This is a genomic window from Lysinibacillus sphaericus (genome assembly GCF_001629735.1).
Lineage (GTDB): Bacteria > Bacillota > Bacilli > Bacillales_A > Planococcaceae > Lysinibacillus > Lysinibacillus pinottii.
In genome coordinates, this window is sequence record NZ_CP015224.1 from 1,541,373 (window position 1) to 1,558,129 (window position 16,757).

Below are 16,757 nucleotides of genomic sequence, written 5' to 3' on the forward strand. Positions count from 1 at the left end.
GCAATAGTATAACTGCTAATAATTTTCCTTGAGATAATCTTCATAGAGGCTAAATCTGAACGCTAAGGAATAAGTTTACAAGAAGAATAGAAGTAGCTTATCCATTGTGGGGGTTCATTGAAAAAAGGATTAAAAAAGTAATTATTACGTATGCTGCAGTTAGCGTAAAAATATTAGAGAAAACGTGAAGTTTACGTTTTAAAATGTACTCTATAAGATAGACACTTTCAAAGAGGTCATCTTATAGGGTACATTTTGTTTATGTTGTAGAAGAAACGCTGAAGTATGAACTTTCTCACAGCAAGAGCTTCGTTGGCTATTTGAACGACTATCGATTCATCAGCCAAAGGCAATTGTGAAATCTGCATAAGGTGTCTTTAAACAGGTCTATTATTAATGATGCCATTATCCATATATGAAACTGAAAGGAATTGTGGTAATCGATTTGACGAATGTTAATCCGAAGTAAGAAGAGGTGGAGTCAGATTTATGCGGATACAACGATAAGGACAACATATCCAAACCACGCTTTTTGATGTATTTTTACTTCACTTACGTGGCAGAATAATGAAAAATTAGTTAATATTAAAAATAAATATTTTTGTAAAGAAAAGGGGAAAAATTTATGTTTTCTAATGAAGAAAGAGAGTCTATTTATAAAGTTATTTATAATAGGAGAGATATTCGAAGTTTTTTATCAACTCCTATCCCTGAAAACATTATACATAGAATATTAAATGCAGCTCATCATGCACCTTCAGTAGGATTTATGCAACCTTGGAACTTTATTTTGATTTCCACTGACGAAATTAAAGAAAAATTGGCCTGGGCAGCAGAAAAAGAAAGCAGAGCATTAGCTGTTCATTATGATGGGGAGAAAAAAATGAAATTCCTTGATTTAAAAATTGAGGGTTTAAAAGAAGCTCCTATAACTATTTGTGTTACATGTGACCCTACAAGAGGAGGTTCCCATGTATTAGGACGAAATTCAATTCCTGAAACAGATATATTATCAACAGCTTGTGCTATTCAAAATATGTGGTTAGCTGCTTGTGCTGAAGGACTTGGAATGGGGTGGGTAAGTTTTTATAAAAAAAATGATATTAGAGACATTTTAGAAATACCACCACACATCGATCCCATTGCTCTTATATCAATCGGTTATACTGAAAATTACCCAGAAAAGCCCATTTTAGAGTTAGCTAATTGGGAAAAAAGGCGTTCTTTAGAACATCTTATTTTTGAAAATAAATGGGGACAAAACTAAAAACTTCTTAATCTATCAGGGTGCGTTATGGGTAGTTTTGAAACACAAAGAAAGCTAAAGCTTCCTTAAAGATTGTAAAGCAATGTACTTAAAGTAACGGAGGCTTTATTGAAACAAGGATTTATAACTTATACATAAATAACCCTAATAACGTTTATCGAATTTTTATTAATTGAAAATAATTATTGTTTACATAATATAAATACCTGAGTCACAACTTTAAAATTATCGGATGTTTCTCATAATTTATCGTTCAAAAGGGGATTACTCGTTTAAATAATGTTAATGATCGTTTAATGTAGATTTGGCCAATATTCATAAAAATTATTCTAAGAGAGATGAACTTAGCTTGTTGTTAAAGAATCACGATTAAAGTTCATAAGAAAATATATATTGAGATTCTAAAGCGGAGTCGAACATACAAATTTGTATGTTCGACTCTTTTTACACATTATATAGAACCTATGGATAACTTTTTTTATATTGTTGAATTGACTGAGAAAAGATTACTAAAGGATTGAAAGTAGCGACAAGTAATAAATTTGATACTCTGAATTTTTAAAAAGTATTTAAAAAAGGTGTTGATTATGATCTTGCAAAATCTAATAAAAGACAAAAGCGAAGCAGCCTAGATTCATTTAAATAAATTTAAACAAGTGTTAATGAACACTTTAAGGAAAAAAAAGGTCACTTGGGATAGGAGTGACCTAAGTAACAAAATTCGCAGGTGTAAGGCTAAAATAGCTTTACTATCAATATGCGGTGATAGCGTAGTTTGTATAGTTCATAGCCTGAGTAATAGATTTAAAAATAAAAATGCTCTGATATGATTCATAATTAACTTACCGAAATTTAAAGAATGAATTATTTTAATTTTTTATAAATTTAATCCAAATCTCTTTAATGCAATGAAAATACCTTCCAATTGTTTTCCTTTGTCTGTTAACGTATATTCCACACAAGGGGGAACCTCCGGGAATACCTTTTTATTCAATATCCGATGATCTTCTAGTGTCTTAAGACGGAGTGAAAGTGTTTTTGGGCTAATTCCATTCATTGATTTCAATAGGTCACTGAATCGCATTTTTCCTTCTATAAGCAGATCGTGAATAATTAAAAAAGTCCATTTAGTCCCAATCACGTTGAGCGTTTTAGCAATGGGGCAAGTCTCATCTGGTGCTCCTTTGGTTATTATACTGGCTCAAAAACACTCATATGGAACATCCTCCTGAAAATTTTTTTGTTTAATTCACCTTATCATTTCACAATAGTATACTTTCAGAAACTTTATGAAATAAATATCACTACTTCCATAAATAAAGTTACTATATTTATAATATCGTTGTACTTATAATTTCATCCCTTATTGAGAAGGTGAGTAAAATTATTGCAAGAAATCAACGAAACAAACTACCGTTTGCTCTCATTGCAATATAAATCAATGGTTTGCTATTGATACATAATCATGAGTATTCTTCCGGATGAAGCAAACGATTTGAATTTTACTAAGTGCAGTAGGGTTATCAACTACACGCTAGGCAGTTTTTTTAGAAATCATATAATTGAAGGAGCTAGATAAAGATGAAAAATATACTTATAATTAACGGTCATCAGAAGTATAGTTCAGCAGAGGGTAATTTAAACCAAACATTGATGAACAAAATGGTCAGTTTTTTAAGTGAAAAAAACAATGTAAAAACAACAATTATTCAAAAAGGATATAAAATCGAAGAAGAACAACAAAATTTTATATGGGCTGATATTGTCATTTACCAAACACCTATCTATTGGTTCAGTGTCCCCGGCTTATTGAAGTCGTATATGGATGAAGTATATGCTTATGGTTTATTTTTTAGGGGTGCTGATCAGTATGGAAAAGGCGGGTTGATGACTGAAAAGAAATATATGTTTTCGACTACCTGGAATGCTCCTGAAAAAGCATTTAACGATCCAAGTCAATTTTTTGAAGGGAGCAACCTAGAAGATGCATTAAGTCATTTACATCGTATACATAAATTTCTCGGAATGAAACCTTTAAAGAGTTTCTCTTGTTATGATGTAGTCAAAAATCCGACAGTTGAAAAGTTTATATCCGAACTTGATTTACATCTGCAAGAGGTATTGAATTTTTAATCTATTAATTAAACGATTAAGGGGAGAAAAACATGTTAAAAGATAAAAAAGTTGTAATGATCGGTGGAAGCTCTGGGATTGGTTTGGAATCAGCTAAACAGCTAATAGCTCATGGTGCAGAAGTAATCATTGCCAGCCGTTCCGAAGATAAATTACGGAATGCAAAAGAGCAACTAGGAGATAGAGCAACGGCTTATACTCTAGATACAACGCAAGAACAGCAAGTCCAGTCTTTCTTTGAAAAGATCGGCCAGTTCGATCATCTTGTGGTAAGCGCTGCAGAAACATCAGGCGGGTCATTCCTCCAAACGGATACAGCACTAGCCCGAAAACTGTTTGAAAACAAATTCTGGGGACAATATTATGCAGCGAAATACGGTGCTTCCAAAATTTTACCAAATGGTTCAATCACTTTGTTCTCTGGGGTTGTAGCCTACAAGTCTATGGTTGGCTCAGCAATTCTAGGTGCAGTCAATGCGGCTATTTCGAATCTAGGCCAGACTTTGGCTTTAGAACTTGCTCCGATCCGAGTAAACATCGTTTCACCTGGAATAATTGATACACCTTCCCGTAGCAAAATGGCAGAATAAGCACGTAATAACTTCTATAATGCAGTTGAAAACAAACTCCCTGTGAAATGAATAGGAAGAGCTGAAGATGTTGCACAAAGCGTACTATACTTGCTAGAAAATAGTTTCGTGACTGGAACCGTTCTTCATGTAGAAGGCGGTCACATTTTAACGTAAGCCAGCAGCTGAAGAACATATATCCACTAAACAAGAAAAAACGCTATTCTTTTTGTATAACTATACGAAAGGATGTTGTTTTTTTAATCTTCCCATCTCTATTGGGCTTAAAAGGCACTCTAACACGTTTTCCTTATTTTGTTGTAACATCAGTTATGCAGTGTAAAGTCGGTAGGTGGGAAGCCTGCCTTTTTCAATACATCTTTAAAGTTGACATGTAAACCCCGCGGATCGAATGCTTTACGATTTTTATTAAGAAAAACAGGTTCTGATGGATAAATTTGATAGGATCTTAAAGAGGCTTTATAGGATGCCAGAAGCGGTATTAAGTGTGGAGGAAGGGGCAATATCCGTTCTTTTTTTCCTTTTCCATCAATTCGAATCGTTTCATTTACCAGATCAACTTGTTCCCATGTTAATGAAACAAGTTCAGAATGTCTTAGACCTGTTGTTGCTAATAATTTAAACATGAGCTCATTATGCTTTGAAAAACGTGATTGGGCGCGTTCTAAATAGTCATATTAGCTGTTTTAAATCCGTTAATGTGTCATATAGACAGGATGCTTATCAGCGCTCTTTGGCGATTCAATCCCGCGCGTAAAATCATTAGCAAGATATTGTTCTTGTAAACAATATTTGGTGAATGATTTTAAAGAAGAAATTTTTCGATTCATCGAACGAGGTTTTTGTTTTAATGATCCTAATAAATACTGGATAAAGCGACGTGGGTCTTCGTAATCTCATTTAAACAGGTTGAACAGCCATGATCCTTTAAAAAGCTTAAGAAGAGTTGTAAATCGTATTCATAACTCGTAACCGTATTAACTGAGTAATTTTTTTCAATCTCAATATACAAACCAATAGATATCGTATTAAACAATAATTATTATCCGTACAAAATCATCCCATTATCGTAAAAAAGGAGAGTTATCGTTCACATGATTATTATAAGGAACTTCAGAATGACAAGTCGAAAAGTACAGATATTAGGGGTAGTTGACGTATCTAAGCCCTCCTCCACGCCAAATAATTTTAGTTTACATAATATAAATTATAGGAAGTTATGTATCAATTAAGAGTATACTAATAACAGTGAGATGAAATTTGTACATAGACATCAAAGTCTAAACTTAACGATTATTTTAATATCGAATTATTATAATTAACTTTTGTATACTTTAGGCTTTCAATCACGATTTTCTAATTGGAATAAAGTTTGGTTAAAAGTTTGTTGCAAACGTTGATTTTATAAAAATAGAAGAAACCCATTCATTTTGATCAAACTTTTATCAAAATGAATGGGTTTTATTTAAATGCGAAATCCATCATTGGGATATTAATTTATTTAAGAAACAATTTTTCTCTCTTTACGAACAAATTCACATGTCCAAAAACCTAAAAATGAATTTAAGCTTCTGTATATTGTCCAATCTTTCTGAATTTCTCATAGCGATCTTCAATTAATTGTTCGCCATTTAGGGAATTCAATGCTTTTAGTGTGACGCTTATACATTCTTTTATATAAAATGCTTGCTTCACAACATTGCGGTGTGCTCCACCCGTTATTTCAGGGATTATTCCATCAATAACGTCAAGCTCTTTTAAGTCAGGTGCTGTTATCCGCATTGCTTCTGCAGCTTGCTTCCCTAGGCTACCATCTCGCCATAAGATCGATGCAGCCCCTTCAGGCGAAATAACCGAATACGTTGAGTTCTCTAACATAAAGACGCGATTAGCTACCCCTAATGCAATTGCACCCCCACTTCCGCCTTCTCCAATAACAATGCTAATAACTGGTACTGTTAGAATCGCCATTTCTGAGAGAGTTCTAGCAATGGCTTCACTTGGGCCGCGTTCCTCGGCTGCCTTACCCGGATAGGCTCCTTTTGTATCAATAAAACAAATAATTGGGCGCTTAAATTTCTCAGCTTGCTTCATTAAGCGTAATGCCTTACGATATCCTTCAGGGTGTGGCATACCAAAATTTCGTCGAATATTTTCTTTAGTTGATTTTCCGCGCTGATGTCCAACAATTGTTACGGGCTGTCCTTCAAAGAGAGCAATTCCTCCAAGAATAGCTGCATCATCACCAAATTTACGATCTCCATGTAACTCAATAAAGTTTTCACACATAGCTTCTATATATTGTAAAGTTGTTGGTCGTTCTGGATGTCTAGCAACCTGTACACGATCCCATGGCTTCATATTGGCATAAATAGATTGTTCTAGCTGTGTTAGACGTGTTTCAAGCCTTTCGATTTCGCCTGTCATGTCTACATTTGCCTCTGTAGCAATCGTTTTTAATTCATCAATTTTTTCTCGTAATTGTACTACTGGTTCTTCAAAAGCAAAATTTTTAGACATGTTGCACACCGCCCTTTGTATGCATTTTTACAAGCATTGCTACTTGGTTTCGTAAATCCTTCCTATGGAAAACTGCATCAAGCTGACCATGCGCTAGTAAGAACTCTGACTTTTGGAAATCATTTGGTAATTTTTCTCTTAATGTTTCTTCGATTACACGGCGACCAGCAAAGCCAATTAATGCTTGCGGTTCTGCAATATTTATATCTCCAACAGAAGCAAAGCTTGCTGAAACGCCACCGTATGTAGGGTGCGTCATGATCGAAATAAATAATAGTCCTTCTTCACTATGACGTTTTAATGCCACACTCGTTTTTACCATTTGCATTAATGATAGAATACCTTCTTGCATGCGCGCTCCACCACTAGCAGTAAAGATAATAACAGGTACACGTAATTCAATAGCTTTTTCAACGGCACGTGTGATTTTTTCTCCTACAACGGAGCCCATTGAGCCCATACGGAAATGAGAATCCATAATTGCTACAACAATTTCTTCTCCATCAAGAGTACCTACCCCAGTCAGTACAGCTTCGCTTAATCCCGTTTGTTGTTTAGCCACTGAAATTTTTTCTACATAATCAGGGAAATTAAGTGGATTACTTGTTTGTAAATGATCATCCATTGAAACAAATGAACCTTCATCTATGAAATATGCTACGCGCTCCTGTGCAGTCATTTTGAAATGATGGTCGCATTTTGTACACACTTTATGATTTTTTTCTAATTCCTTTGTTAACAGAATGTGACGGCATTCTGGACATTTTGTCATAAGTCCTTCCGGAAATCCCTTTTCCTGTCCGTCCTCATTCTTTTTTCTAAATAAGCTACGTATTGCCATGTTTTACTCCTCCTATGTTTGTCTAAATGCCTTGTTCAGCATTTATGTTCGTAAGCTTTTAATGCTTCTTTTTCATAGCCAAGCTGCATCGATTTCAACATAGTTTGAATGATTAATTTCTCTTCTTCTGTTGAGTTTCGATTTAAACATCACCGGCATTAACTGCTAATTGAAACCAGACTTTAAGTAAAAAACGATTTCTGACATGATGACTATTTCTCGTAAAACATGCAGACAATTAATCGTACCTCTATCTCTAGCTTACAAAAAACTGTCCCACATAGGTAGTGTTCGCAGAGTCACTGTACAACTTATAACGCGAATGGCTTCCATTTCATGAATTTGTCGCGTTAATTCGACATCCTTTTTTTGATTTTTCATCTTCTAATATAAACATCGACAATTTTTCTACGAGCGGATGCTTTTGTGTAGAAGCTAGAAACGTACCTACCCCCATGTCTCGTTTCAATAAGACCTAACAACTCTAAACTTCGCAATGCCTCTCTCACAGAGGATCGCCCGACACCCAGACGTTTTGAAAGGACTCATTCGGAAGGTTCCTTTTCACCAGCCTGTGTTTTTTCATTTTAATAAGTTGTCGTAATGTTGGACGATATCTAAAAACACTTTCTTTTGTTCGTTTTTTTATACACACGATCAACTCCTGGGTCAATCTATTCGCCTTGGAATAATTATCGCTGTCGCTTTCCTTTCGCGCAGGTAAACAATGCATCCTAAGGCTTTATCTTATTTCTACGAGCGGATGCTTTTGTATAAAAGCTAGATGTTTCGTTTCAATAAGACCTAACAACTCTAAACTTCGCAATGCCTCTCTCACAGAGGATTGCCTGACACCCAGACGTTCTGAAAGGACTCATTCGAAAGGTTCCTTTTCACCAGCCTGTGTTTTTTCATTTTAATAAGTTGTCGTAATTGTTGGACGATATCTAAAAACACTTTCTTTTGTTCGTTTTTTTTATCCATACGATTAACTCCTGGGTCAATCTATTCGCCGTGGAATAATTATCGCTGTCGCTTTCCTTTCGCGCAGATAAACAATACATCCTAAGGCTTTATCTTCATTCAATAGGTGTTTGGATACCTACTATAAAGAAACAAAATCCACCACCTCCAGATGGTGGCGTCTCTTACTGAATGAATCCAAAAGTGGTCTGGCCACTTTTGAATTGGCTTTATCTTACAAAATAATTATTTAAAAGTAAAGAAGAAACTGTATAAAAATTTATGTAATTTCTAAAATTACTTCAATTTCATATTCTTTTCGTCGTTTGGGCATGTTTTACTTTCACTTGAGGTCTACCAAAGCGCTTTTCAAGCGTTCTCTCACTGTAAAGCAATTCATCTTCTAGTAACAGCTCTTGAACAAGATGAGAAACTTTCCGGAATAAGGTTGCAGATACTCTTCCAAACGCATCCTGAAGCTAATAAAGGCCATTTGTAAACGGCGACTTACAAGGAAAGCACGTATCTGGCATCGTTCGGACGTGGCCCACTGAGCCAATATTCAGGGTTATTAATCGTAACTTTTTTATAATTGTCGCCACTTTACTAAATCAAGAGTTTCAGTATAGGTGTATATATCGTGAAAAAAACAATAAATATGAACAAACTATCCGTATTAAAAAACAAGCAGGGTTAAAAACCTAGCTTGTTTGAAAATAATTTTCATATAAAAAATCCATATAAGTATCTTTTGTAAGATTAAAAATAATTACCTGTCTTTGTATTATTTTCAACTAAAGCTATTTAGAGAGTTTTTTTACAACTAACCGCTCTCACTTTTTGCAGCTCATTATATAAGCAGGTGGGAAATTTCTAATTTCTCTATTAATATCAATTTTAGAAAAATAGCTTTCTAGAAATGTTAATTTAAATTTGGTGTATTGAAACGTTATAAAGAGCCCATCTTCTTTAAGGACTTTTAAAGAGTTTCGTAATATATTACTTGATACATTTTTAGGCAAACTTGCAAATGGTAACCCTGAAATTATATAGTCTGCGTAAGGTATATCGTTTTCGATTAAAATATCTTCAATATACTCAGCAGAACTATCTATAATTACAAAGTTTTTTTCTTTTATATATCTTGCTTTTAATAATGTGTAAAATTCTTTATTATTTTCTACTAAAACAACTTTAGTTGTTTGTTTCCTCTTTTTTAGAATATTCTCTGTGAATACTCCGGTACCTGGGCCAAACTCAACTATATATTCTGCTTGTTCAAAATCGATTTCTTTAACCATTTTTTTACTAAGATACTTGGAACTTGGAAGAATTGCTCCCACTGATCTAGGGTTAAACATATATTGAAAAATAAAAGATAGGTTTTTCATGATAACACTCCATTGCGTTAAAGTTATTTCTACTTAAAATCTAAACTTAAAACCTTAAGTAGTTATCATGAAATTCCTTAAGAATTCTTAAGAAAAAGGCTCTTGGAATTTATATATTCCAAGAGCCTTTTATTTTTTTAAAGGATATTCGACAGTAATACTCAAAAACCCATTATCATATTCTGCATAAATTTTCCCATTGTGTAATTCCACAATCCTTTTAGAAATGGCCAGTCCTAAACCTCCCCCTTGATTACTTACGCGAGCCTTATCTCCAGTATAAAACCGCTCGAATAAACTATTTAAATCTTTACTCGGCTTTTCTTCAACCTGATTCATAATTTTAAAAATTACGTAATTTCCCTTTGCCTGTAGAGATATTTGTAATTCTGAGGGCTTCATACTAAATTTTATTGCATTTGTGAAAAGATTTTCATAAACCCTTACTACCTGTTCTATATCAATGAGTACAGGAGCTTTCACTTCAATTGACTTTATAACATTTAATTTTTCTTTTTCAAAAATGGGGATATACTCTCCTACGATTTGTTGTAACAAATCACTCATGTCTACTTCACATAAATTCAGATTTATATTTGGATTCGATAAACGAGTATATTCAAACAATTCATCAATTAATAATTTGAGTCTCTGTGACTTTAAATAGGTTATCTCTAAATACTCTTTATATTTTTCGCTATCACTGTAGTTCCCTTTTTTCAATAAATCTAAATACCCGATTAATGATGTCAAAGGTGTTCTTAGATCATGAGAGACATTTGTTATGAGTTCATTCTTTCCTTTTTCTATTTCTCTTTCATGCTGGAATTGGTTTTCTAATTCATTTGACATAAAATTAATATTTTGTGCAAGTAAGGTTAACTCATCTTTCCCCATTATATTAATGTTAAACCCTAGGTTTCCATTAGCAATTTGTTGTACACTATCAGAAATATGCTTTAAATATTTTAGTTTATTTCTTATCAAAAATAAAAAACAAGCTATAAACGAAAAAATTATAACTAGAAATTGGAATGTAATAAAAATACTTGCATTAGTAGTGTTCATTTCTATATTTTTATAAGTTATATAGTATAAAAATAATTGCGATGTAAGTAAAGAAATAAACAATGAAAAGAATAAACTGATTGCAAATGAACTTAGTAATCTGACAGTAAGTTTGTTCCTAAGCTTAATGTTTTTCATATCTTATATCCCACACCCCAAACGGTTTTAATATATATTGGATGTTTAGGATCTTGTTCTATCTTTTCCCTTATATTAGTGATATGAACCATAACCGTGTTGTCTGACTTAAAATAATCTTCTTTCCATACAGCTTCATATATTTTTTGAATGCTGAGTACAATACCTTTGTTGTATGCTAGAAGTTCTAAAATATCAAATTCTTTAGGTGTTAATCTAATTTCTTTTTCTTGTACAATAACCTGTCGAGTATCTGTATTTATAACTAAATTTCCTATTTCTATAATTTTCTTATTGTTTTTCATGTTTACATTATATTTACTGGAGCGTCTTAGCTGCGATTTAACCCTTGCAATTAACTCTAATGGGTTAAATGGTTTCGATAAATAATCATCAGCTCCAGAAGTCAGTCCTTGAATCTTATCTATATCTTCTGACTTTGCTGATAGCATAATTATAGGCATACTTTTTTCTTCTCGTATCTTTAAACAGGCTTGAATACCATCCATTTTTGGCATCATAATATCGAGGATTATTAAATCTACATCATTTGATTTTAAAAATTCTAGCCCTTTTATCGCATCGGCTACTTTAATGGTCTCCATCCCTTCATTTTCTAAGTAAACAGAAATCAAATTTCTAATATCATTATCATCATCTATAACAAGAATTTTGGGTATCATGGTTTCTCCTTTTTAGTAATCTTCCCGAAAAAACATTAAATATGTTTTTTAAATCGTTATTAATTCCAACTAGCTAAAGTTATTATCTATTTCATGTATATGCTATATTATTATTCTATCATTTTTTAATACAGCTGAATCAAGTAGCTTACTACCTCTATTCATTATTAAAAATGCTATCTTTAGGGCACAAACCCAGCCTGGCTCACATAAACTTGATTTTCGGGAAAGACTTCAATAAATCTTTTATATACTTTTCTAAGAACATCCGATCCGTACCATTCCTCTAAACCAAGCTGGGCGTATTTGCTGTCAATACCGAGTTTTCGTGTGCGTTTACCACCACTACCATCGCCCATGAAGTAGTCATCTATACATATCCGATCGACATAAGACTTTAGCTTTAACGGAAAATCATCCCCACTTGGCAATATGGGAGCTATAGCCACTTGGATGGGTATGCCCGCGGCTGCTAATTTTTCCAATGTTTTAAAGCGTGCCTGAATGGGAGGGGCCTTCGGAGTAAAGTGTTTTCGTATCGTTTCCGAATCGGTCTCAATCGTCATACTTACTCGAACTTTGTCCTTCAATTGTTGCAGCAAATCGATATCTCGACTTACAAGTGGACTTCTAGTCTGTACTAATAGAAAATCAGGTGGATCTTCTACCATTACTTCTAGTAAAGATCGCGTGACCTTTTCCTTTTGCTCTATAGGTTGATATGGGTCTGTACTTGATGACATAAAAATAGTTACATTCCCTTTAGCTTTGGCTCGATAAAGTTCTTTTTTTAATAAATTTGCAGCTCCATTTTTAACATCCACCCAATTTCCCCATTCACCCTCCCGAAACAGAGATACAGGCATTTCACGGACATAACAATAGGAGCACCCAAAAGAACAGCCTGTATAGGGATTAAGTGAATGCGTATAGCCAGAGAGGAAGCCTGTCCCTTTATTCAGAATGGTTTTCGGATTTTTATAGAATAATTCACTACTCATGACGGTACCTCCATTTGTTGTACAGCAATAACTAGATTACATAATGCTTGATAAAGCTCGCTTTTCCAGATCAAGGAGCAATGTCTTCATTTCTAATCCACCTCGATAGCCAGTTAATGAGCCGTTCTTTCCTATTACGCGATGGCATGGCACAGTAATCAATACCGGATTAGCCCCGATCGCTGCGCCTACTGCCCGCACAGCTGCTGGATTATTGATAGCATTGGCAATATCAGAATAGGATTTCGTCTCGCCATAAGGGATATCACAAAGTGCCTGCCAGACTGCTAGCTGGAATGGTGTACCTACATACTCAAATGGAATCGTAAAGGTTTTCCGCGTTCCTTCTAGATACTGAGTGATTTCATCGACAAAGGGCTCAAGCTTTTCAGCATCTTCCACAAGCGGACTTCCTGGAAAGTGTTTCGAAGCCCATTCTAATAATTCCTCGAATGGATTGTTCTGTGACCCAACAAACACAAGCCCCTTTGATGTTGAAGCTACATAGAATTTCCACTCTTTAAACTTTAGTAAAGACCAATAAAGGGTTGGTTTATTCATTTTTTCCATTGCACTGTTCCTCCATCTTCCTCATTTGACGAAATTGCGCTGGTGTCTGGCCCGTTTTCTTTTTAAATAAAGTAATAAAATAAGGCGTGTTAGCCATACCCACACATATGGCGATATCACCAATTGATTTATTCGTCTGAATCAAATACCTTTTAGCTGTGTGAACTCTAACTTGCTGTATATACTCTACTGGCGTAATGCCTTTAATCTTTTTAAATGTCCGCTGCATATGATACGGACTTCCATGACAAATATATGCTAACGATTCTAGCGTTAATTTTTCTGTGAAATTTTTATCAATGTATTCCGTAATTAAATTGACCCACTCACTATCAGGTAGATTTTCATTTGTCGGCTTACATCGTTTACATGGGCGAAAATTAGCACGGAGAGCTTGTTCTGCATTTAGAAAAATACATACATTTTCTTTTTTGGGGACGCGTGATTTACAAGAAGGCTTACAAAATATCCCTGTTGACTTGACAGCGTAGAAAAATTGATTATTGTATGCAATATCATTATTTATAATGGCTTGCCACTTCTCATCAGTTATCATTTCTCCATCATTCAAATGACTTTGAGCATAGCTCTCTTTGTAGCCGTGATCCATTCTATCTGACATTTTCTCACCTCACCTTATAATATACTCCCTATCCATTCGAATGGATATCTCAAAGAATGGAATAGCAAAATATTGAAATGTAATATTATTGAGAATCATGAAAAATGATTCCAAGTCCGTATCGTTCTCCAGAAGTAACGGTGCTTACACCGTGACGAATTGTATTTTTATAATAGCCCTTTTTACCGAGAACGGGTCTGTGGTTAGTGGGGAAAATAAGGGCACTACCTTGTTCTAACGTAATGACATGACCCCTGCTTTGCGCACGTGGAATTTGCTCTACTAATAGAGATTCTCCACCGTAATAGTCTTGATCTCGCTGATTTAATACAAACACTACTTGAAACGGAAAAAATAAGTCGCCATATAAATCTTGATGCAAACAATTAAAACCGCCTGCTTCATACTTTAATAGTAAAGGTGTCGGTCTCGTTTGATTAAACTCCTTACAGGTGTTTAAAAAATCTTGAAGATGTTGTGGATACCGTTCTGTTTTCTTCAAATAGCCCAGCCATCGATTAGCAGTTTTCGCTAATTCCGAATAAAAGGACTCTCTTAAATGTTGGATGATATCAGGAAATGGATAAGAAAAATATTTGTACTCCCCATTCCCAAAACGATATCTTGTCATATTGATTGTCGTCCTGTATAGCTCTTCCTCCCCATACATTTCCATGAAAGATTCACATTCCTCTTTTGTTAAAATTGTTGGAAGCTTTGCGAAACCCTGCTCATCTAATTCATTTTGAATGCACTCCCAATCTAAGCTTTCGACACGTGTCTTTATGTCTTGCACCATGTTATCCCTCCTATTTAGCATTGTTGATAACTAACACTATAACCTCATCAATCGAAAAAAATAAGGTATTTAGAATGTAAGAGCAAGATAACAAAATTAGTAAAGATGATGATGTGATAAAGTAAAAATGACATCAGTGTATTTTGTAAAGGAGAATGAAAAAATGAAATGGCATGAAGTCAATAATAATATTGTCATTACCCTACCTAAACATTTCAACATGAATGCCAATCTAGGCTATCTAACAAGAGAAAAGAATGAATGCATGTATGAAATAGAGAACGATAGTATTACAAAAGTGATTGCTATTGGAGAAATTCGGTCTCTGGTACAGGTAAACGTCATGAAGAATAAACAAATGATTGTTCAATTCTTAAATGAATCAAGACCTATTGAAAGCTGGCAACGAGAACAGGTTGTAAAATATATTCATGAGTGGTTTGATCTTCATAACGATTTAACACCCTTTTATGAAATGGCAAAGGCAGATCCTTTATTAAAAATACCTGCTGAAAGCTTCTATGGATTGCGAGTTATTGGCATTCCTGATTTATTTGAAGCTTTATGCTGGGGAGTTTTAGGCCAACAAATTAACTTAGCCTTCGCGTACACCTTAAAGAGGCAATTTGTTGAAAAATTTGGCGATTTCATCGAATGGAATGGTAAGCAATTTTGGGTGTTTCCATCGTACGAAAGAATTGCACAGTTAACACCCTCTGACCTTGCAGATATTAAAATGACGGTAAGAAAAAGTGAATATATCATTGGCATTGCGAAATTAATGGCAAGTGGAGAATTATCGAGGGAAAAATTAATGAAGATGAACTTTAAAGATGCTGAAAAAAGCTTAATTAAAATACGAGGAATCGGTCCTTGGACAGCCAATTATGTGCTAATGCGCTGCCTCAGGTTCCGAACCGCCTTTCCAATCGATGATGTGGGTCTTATCAATTCAATCAAAATATTACTGAACATGAATCAAAAGCCGACGAAAGATGAGATCTTGGAATTATCGATACCATGGAAAAACTGGGAATCCTACGCTACCTTTTATTTATGGCGTGTCCTTTACTAAAAAAAGTTTAAGATGAGAACAATTATAAAAGCATGCTTTGAAACAAATGGATCAAAAACATGCTCTTTTTCAACTATTCTTTGCGAGCTATCATATAATCACAGGCTCTATTATAAATGTAAATCTATCCTACAATCCATCAATAATGTTATTATGGTAAACTTTCCACGATTTCCTCGTTGGAAGCCCCATCATGCTTCATGAAAAATTTTCTTGTAAACGCACTAACTGTTAAACTCACTACAATATTAACACCTAATCTGGTATAAAGGAGAACAAAGCAAAGAGCGTGTTTTGGAAAAAGATAAATCCAAATACGCTCTTCTTATTTCCAATATTTCAGGTAAGCTATTGCCATTCGCCCTATCTAGAGCGTCTCATCCAACTTCTTAATTTTTGACTGGGAAATTACATATACATTACCTAAAATGTCGATGCTGTCTCCCTTTACACGTACTGCACAATCTTTGTTCGACGCATAAATATTTAGTTCTTCCGATAAGGGAGACAACTCGTCTTGCACCAACTCTATGTTATTTTCAAGATCAAAATGCGAGAGGACGGAAAAATTGTCAAGACCGATTCCATCGTATAAAGAGCTTTTTTCAACTGGATAGCCAAAGTTTTTTGAGCATAACCATTTAGCGGACATATTGATTGCTCCTGCGCTTGCTCCCATCACAACCGCTGTGCTTTTTTTGATTAAATCCGACAATTCATAGTCTAGTAAAAACTCATTTTGTTTCAGCGTATCTCCACCTAACAAAAAAATGGCTGACGCATTTCGAATAAAGGTTTGGGCATCTTCCTTCTGTACGTGATAATTAATTAAATGATAGTCATCGAATAGGATACCTGCTTGGTCAAGCCATGAGCGTTCAGTAGCACCCGCCTCTTCATACAAAAGTGGATTCGAGCTAATCATAGCAAGCGATTTTCTATCAGTTATATCCTCCTGTAACACCCTGCCTAGATTCTCTGGAAAAAAATCATTAAACCACCCTAAATAATAGTGTGTTTTCATGTGTACCTCCGTCATTATTACCTGCTTTTATAAGTTCTGTTTGTAGTACGAAATAAAAGGCTTTTTACTTTT

16 protein-coding genes and 2 pseudogenes are annotated in these 16,757 nt (G+C 34.5%); 4 read left to right on the forward strand and 14 right to left on the reverse strand.

What is annotated here, in order from left to right; all coding sequences use genetic code 11:
• Positions 1–625 precede the first annotated feature (625 nt).
• Positions 626–1,267: a 5,6-dimethylbenzimidazole synthase gene (gene bluB, locus A2J09_RS07485; protein WP_012294531.1), complete on the forward strand. Its 642-nt coding sequence runs from the start codon at positions 626–628 to the stop codon at positions 1,265–1,267.
• 877 nt (positions 1,268–2,144) lie between these two features.
• Here bluB and A2J09_RS07490 read toward each other — a convergent pair.
• The gene (locus A2J09_RS07490; RefSeq protein ID WP_231112958.1) at positions 2,145–2,351 is read right to left on the reverse strand and encodes a winged helix-turn-helix transcriptional regulator; all 207 of its coding nucleotides are present in this window, start codon (positions 2,349–2,351) and stop codon (positions 2,145–2,147) included.
• Positions 2,352–2,848: 497 nt separating this feature from the next.
• Here A2J09_RS07490 and A2J09_RS07495 point away from each other — a divergent pair, with 497 nt between their 5' ends.
• On the forward strand, positions 2,849–3,400 hold the full coding sequence (locus A2J09_RS07495; RefSeq protein WP_012294533.1) for an NAD(P)H-dependent oxidoreductase: 552 nt from the start codon (positions 2,849–2,851) through the stop codon (positions 3,398–3,400).
• Between the two features lie 32 nt (positions 3,401–3,432).
• A pseudogene (locus A2J09_RS07500) lies at positions 3,433–4,146 on the forward strand (SDR family oxidoreductase).
• A 149-nt stretch (positions 4,147–4,295) separates the two neighbouring features.
• Here A2J09_RS07500 and A2J09_RS23400 read toward each other — a convergent pair.
• The 12 genes and pseudogenes from A2J09_RS23400 to A2J09_RS07560 all read right to left on the reverse strand — a co-directional run.
• Positions 4,296–4,628, reverse strand: a pseudogene (locus A2J09_RS23400) (tyrosine-type recombinase/integrase); the annotation flags it as partial.
• 218 nt (positions 4,629–4,846) lie between these two features.
• Complete coding sequence (locus A2J09_RS24640; RefSeq protein ID WP_080695200.1) at positions 4,847–5,026, reverse strand: site-specific integrase; 180 nt, start codon at positions 5,024–5,026, stop codon at positions 4,847–4,849.
• A 527-nt stretch (positions 5,027–5,553) separates the two neighbouring features.
• Positions 5,554–6,510 (reverse strand): acetyl-CoA carboxylase carboxyltransferase subunit alpha, encoded by a 957-nt coding sequence (locus A2J09_RS07510; RefSeq protein ID WP_012294536.1) that lies wholly within the window; start codon positions 6,508–6,510, stop codon positions 5,554–5,556.
• Positions 6,503–7,351: an acetyl-CoA carboxylase, carboxyltransferase subunit beta gene (gene accD / locus A2J09_RS07515; protein ID WP_012294537.1), complete on the reverse strand. Its 849-nt coding sequence runs from the start codon at positions 7,349–7,351 to the stop codon at positions 6,503–6,505. Before accD ends, A2J09_RS07510 begins: the two co-directional genes overlap by 8 nt.
• 377 nt (positions 7,352–7,728) lie before the next feature.
• The gene (locus tag A2J09_RS24645; RefSeq protein ID WP_235616131.1) at positions 7,729–7,860 is read right to left on the reverse strand and encodes a hypothetical protein; all 132 of its coding nucleotides are present in this window, start codon (positions 7,858–7,860) and stop codon (positions 7,729–7,731) included.
• A 1,287-nt stretch (positions 7,861–9,147) separates the two neighbouring features.
• Positions 9,148–9,705, reverse strand: coding sequence for a class I SAM-dependent methyltransferase (locus A2J09_RS07530; protein WP_012294539.1), 558 nt, complete (start codon positions 9,703–9,705; stop codon positions 9,148–9,150).
• A 129-nt stretch (positions 9,706–9,834) separates the two neighbouring features.
• On the reverse strand, positions 9,835–10,911 hold the full coding sequence (locus A2J09_RS07535; protein WP_036161714.1) for a sensor histidine kinase: 1,077 nt from the start codon (positions 10,909–10,911) through the stop codon (positions 9,835–9,837).
• Entirely contained in the window at positions 10,908–11,594 is a 687-nt protein-coding gene (locus A2J09_RS07540; RefSeq protein WP_012294541.1) for a response regulator transcription factor, read from the reverse strand. Before A2J09_RS07540 ends, A2J09_RS07535 begins: the two co-directional genes overlap by 4 nt.
• A 182-nt stretch (positions 11,595–11,776) precedes the next feature.
• Positions 11,777–12,595: an SPL family radical SAM protein gene (locus tag A2J09_RS07545; protein WP_012294542.1), complete on the reverse strand. Its 819-nt coding sequence runs from the start codon at positions 12,593–12,595 to the stop codon at positions 11,777–11,779.
• Positions 12,596–12,631: 36 nt separating this feature from the next.
• The gene (adaB, locus tag A2J09_RS07550) at positions 12,632–13,165 is read right to left on the reverse strand and encodes a methylated-DNA--[protein]-cysteine S-methyltransferase (RefSeq protein ID WP_031415949.1); all 534 of its coding nucleotides are present in this window, start codon (positions 13,163–13,165) and stop codon (positions 12,632–12,634) included.
• Positions 13,149–13,787, reverse strand: a complete 639-nt coding sequence (locus A2J09_RS07555; protein WP_012294544.1) for a bifunctional transcriptional activator/DNA repair enzyme AdaA — start codon at positions 13,785–13,787, stop codon at positions 13,149–13,151. Before A2J09_RS07555 ends, adaB begins: the two co-directional genes overlap by 17 nt.
• Before the next feature lie 85 nt (positions 13,788–13,872).
• Entirely contained in the window at positions 13,873–14,586 is a 714-nt protein-coding gene (locus A2J09_RS07560; protein WP_012294545.1) for a 2OG-Fe(II) oxygenase, read from the reverse strand.
• A 163-nt stretch (positions 14,587–14,749) separates the two neighbouring features.
• Between A2J09_RS07560 and A2J09_RS07565 the strand changes: the two genes are divergently transcribed.
• Positions 14,750–15,661, forward strand: a complete 912-nt coding sequence (locus A2J09_RS07565; protein WP_036161718.1) for a DNA glycosylase — start codon at positions 14,750–14,752, stop codon at positions 15,659–15,661.
• Between the two features lie 367 nt (positions 15,662–16,028).
• Here A2J09_RS07565 and A2J09_RS07570 read toward each other — a convergent pair whose 3' ends face one another.
• Positions 16,029–16,685 (reverse strand): Type 1 glutamine amidotransferase-like domain-containing protein, encoded by a 657-nt coding sequence (locus A2J09_RS07570; protein ID WP_171821091.1) that lies wholly within the window; start codon positions 16,683–16,685, stop codon positions 16,029–16,031.
• Positions 16,686–16,757: the final 72 nt, after the last annotated feature.

Bases quoted from the DNA above. Each gene is read 5' to 3' on its own strand.
- A2J09_RS07495 (WP_012294533.1), top strand. From the start codon at position 2,849: ATGAAAAATATACTTATAATTAACGGTCATCAGAAGTATAGTTCAGCA.
- bluB (WP_012294531.1), top strand. From the start codon at position 626: ATGTTTTCTAATGAAGAAAGAGAGTCTATTTATAAAGTTATTTATAAT.
- A2J09_RS07530 (WP_012294539.1), bottom strand. From the start codon at position 9,705: ATGAAAAACCTATCTTTTATTTTTCAATATATGTTTAACCCTAGATCA.
- A2J09_RS07540 (WP_012294541.1), bottom strand. From the start codon at position 11,594: ATGATACCCAAAATTCTTGTTATAGATGATGATAATGATATTAGAAAT.
- A2J09_RS07545 (WP_012294542.1), bottom strand. From the start codon at position 12,595: ATGAGTAGTGAATTATTCTATAAAAATCCGAAAACCATTCTGAATAAA.
- A2J09_RS07555 (WP_012294544.1), bottom strand. From the start codon at position 13,787: ATGTCAGATAGAATGGATCACGGCTACAAAGAGAGCTATGCTCAAAGT.
- A2J09_RS07565 (WP_036161718.1), top strand. From the start codon at position 14,750: ATGAAATGGCATGAAGTCAATAATAATATTGTCATTACCCTACCTAAA.
- A2J09_RS07560 (WP_012294545.1), bottom strand. From the start codon at position 14,586: ATGGTGCAAGACATAAAGACACGTGTCGAAAGCTTAGATTGGGAGTGC.
- A2J09_RS07490 (WP_231112958.1), bottom strand. From the start codon at position 2,351: ATGCGATTCAGTGACCTATTGAAATCAATGAATGGAATTAGCCCAAAA.
- A2J09_RS07510 (WP_012294536.1), bottom strand. From the start codon at position 6,510: ATGTCTAAAAATTTTGCTTTTGAAGAACCAGTAGTACAATTACGAGAA.
- A2J09_RS07535 (WP_036161714.1), bottom strand. From the start codon at position 10,911: ATGAAAAACATTAAGCTTAGGAACAAACTTACTGTCAGATTACTAAGT.
- adaB (WP_031415949.1), bottom strand. From the start codon at position 13,165: ATGGAAAAAATGAATAAACCAACCCTTTATTGGTCTTTACTAAAGTTT.
- A2J09_RS07570 (WP_171821091.1), bottom strand. From the start codon at position 16,685: ATGAAAACACACTATTATTTAGGGTGGTTTAATGATTTTTTTCCAGAG.
- accD (WP_012294537.1), bottom strand. From the start codon at position 7,351: ATGGCAATACGTAGCTTATTTAGAAAAAAGAATGAGGACGGACAGGAA.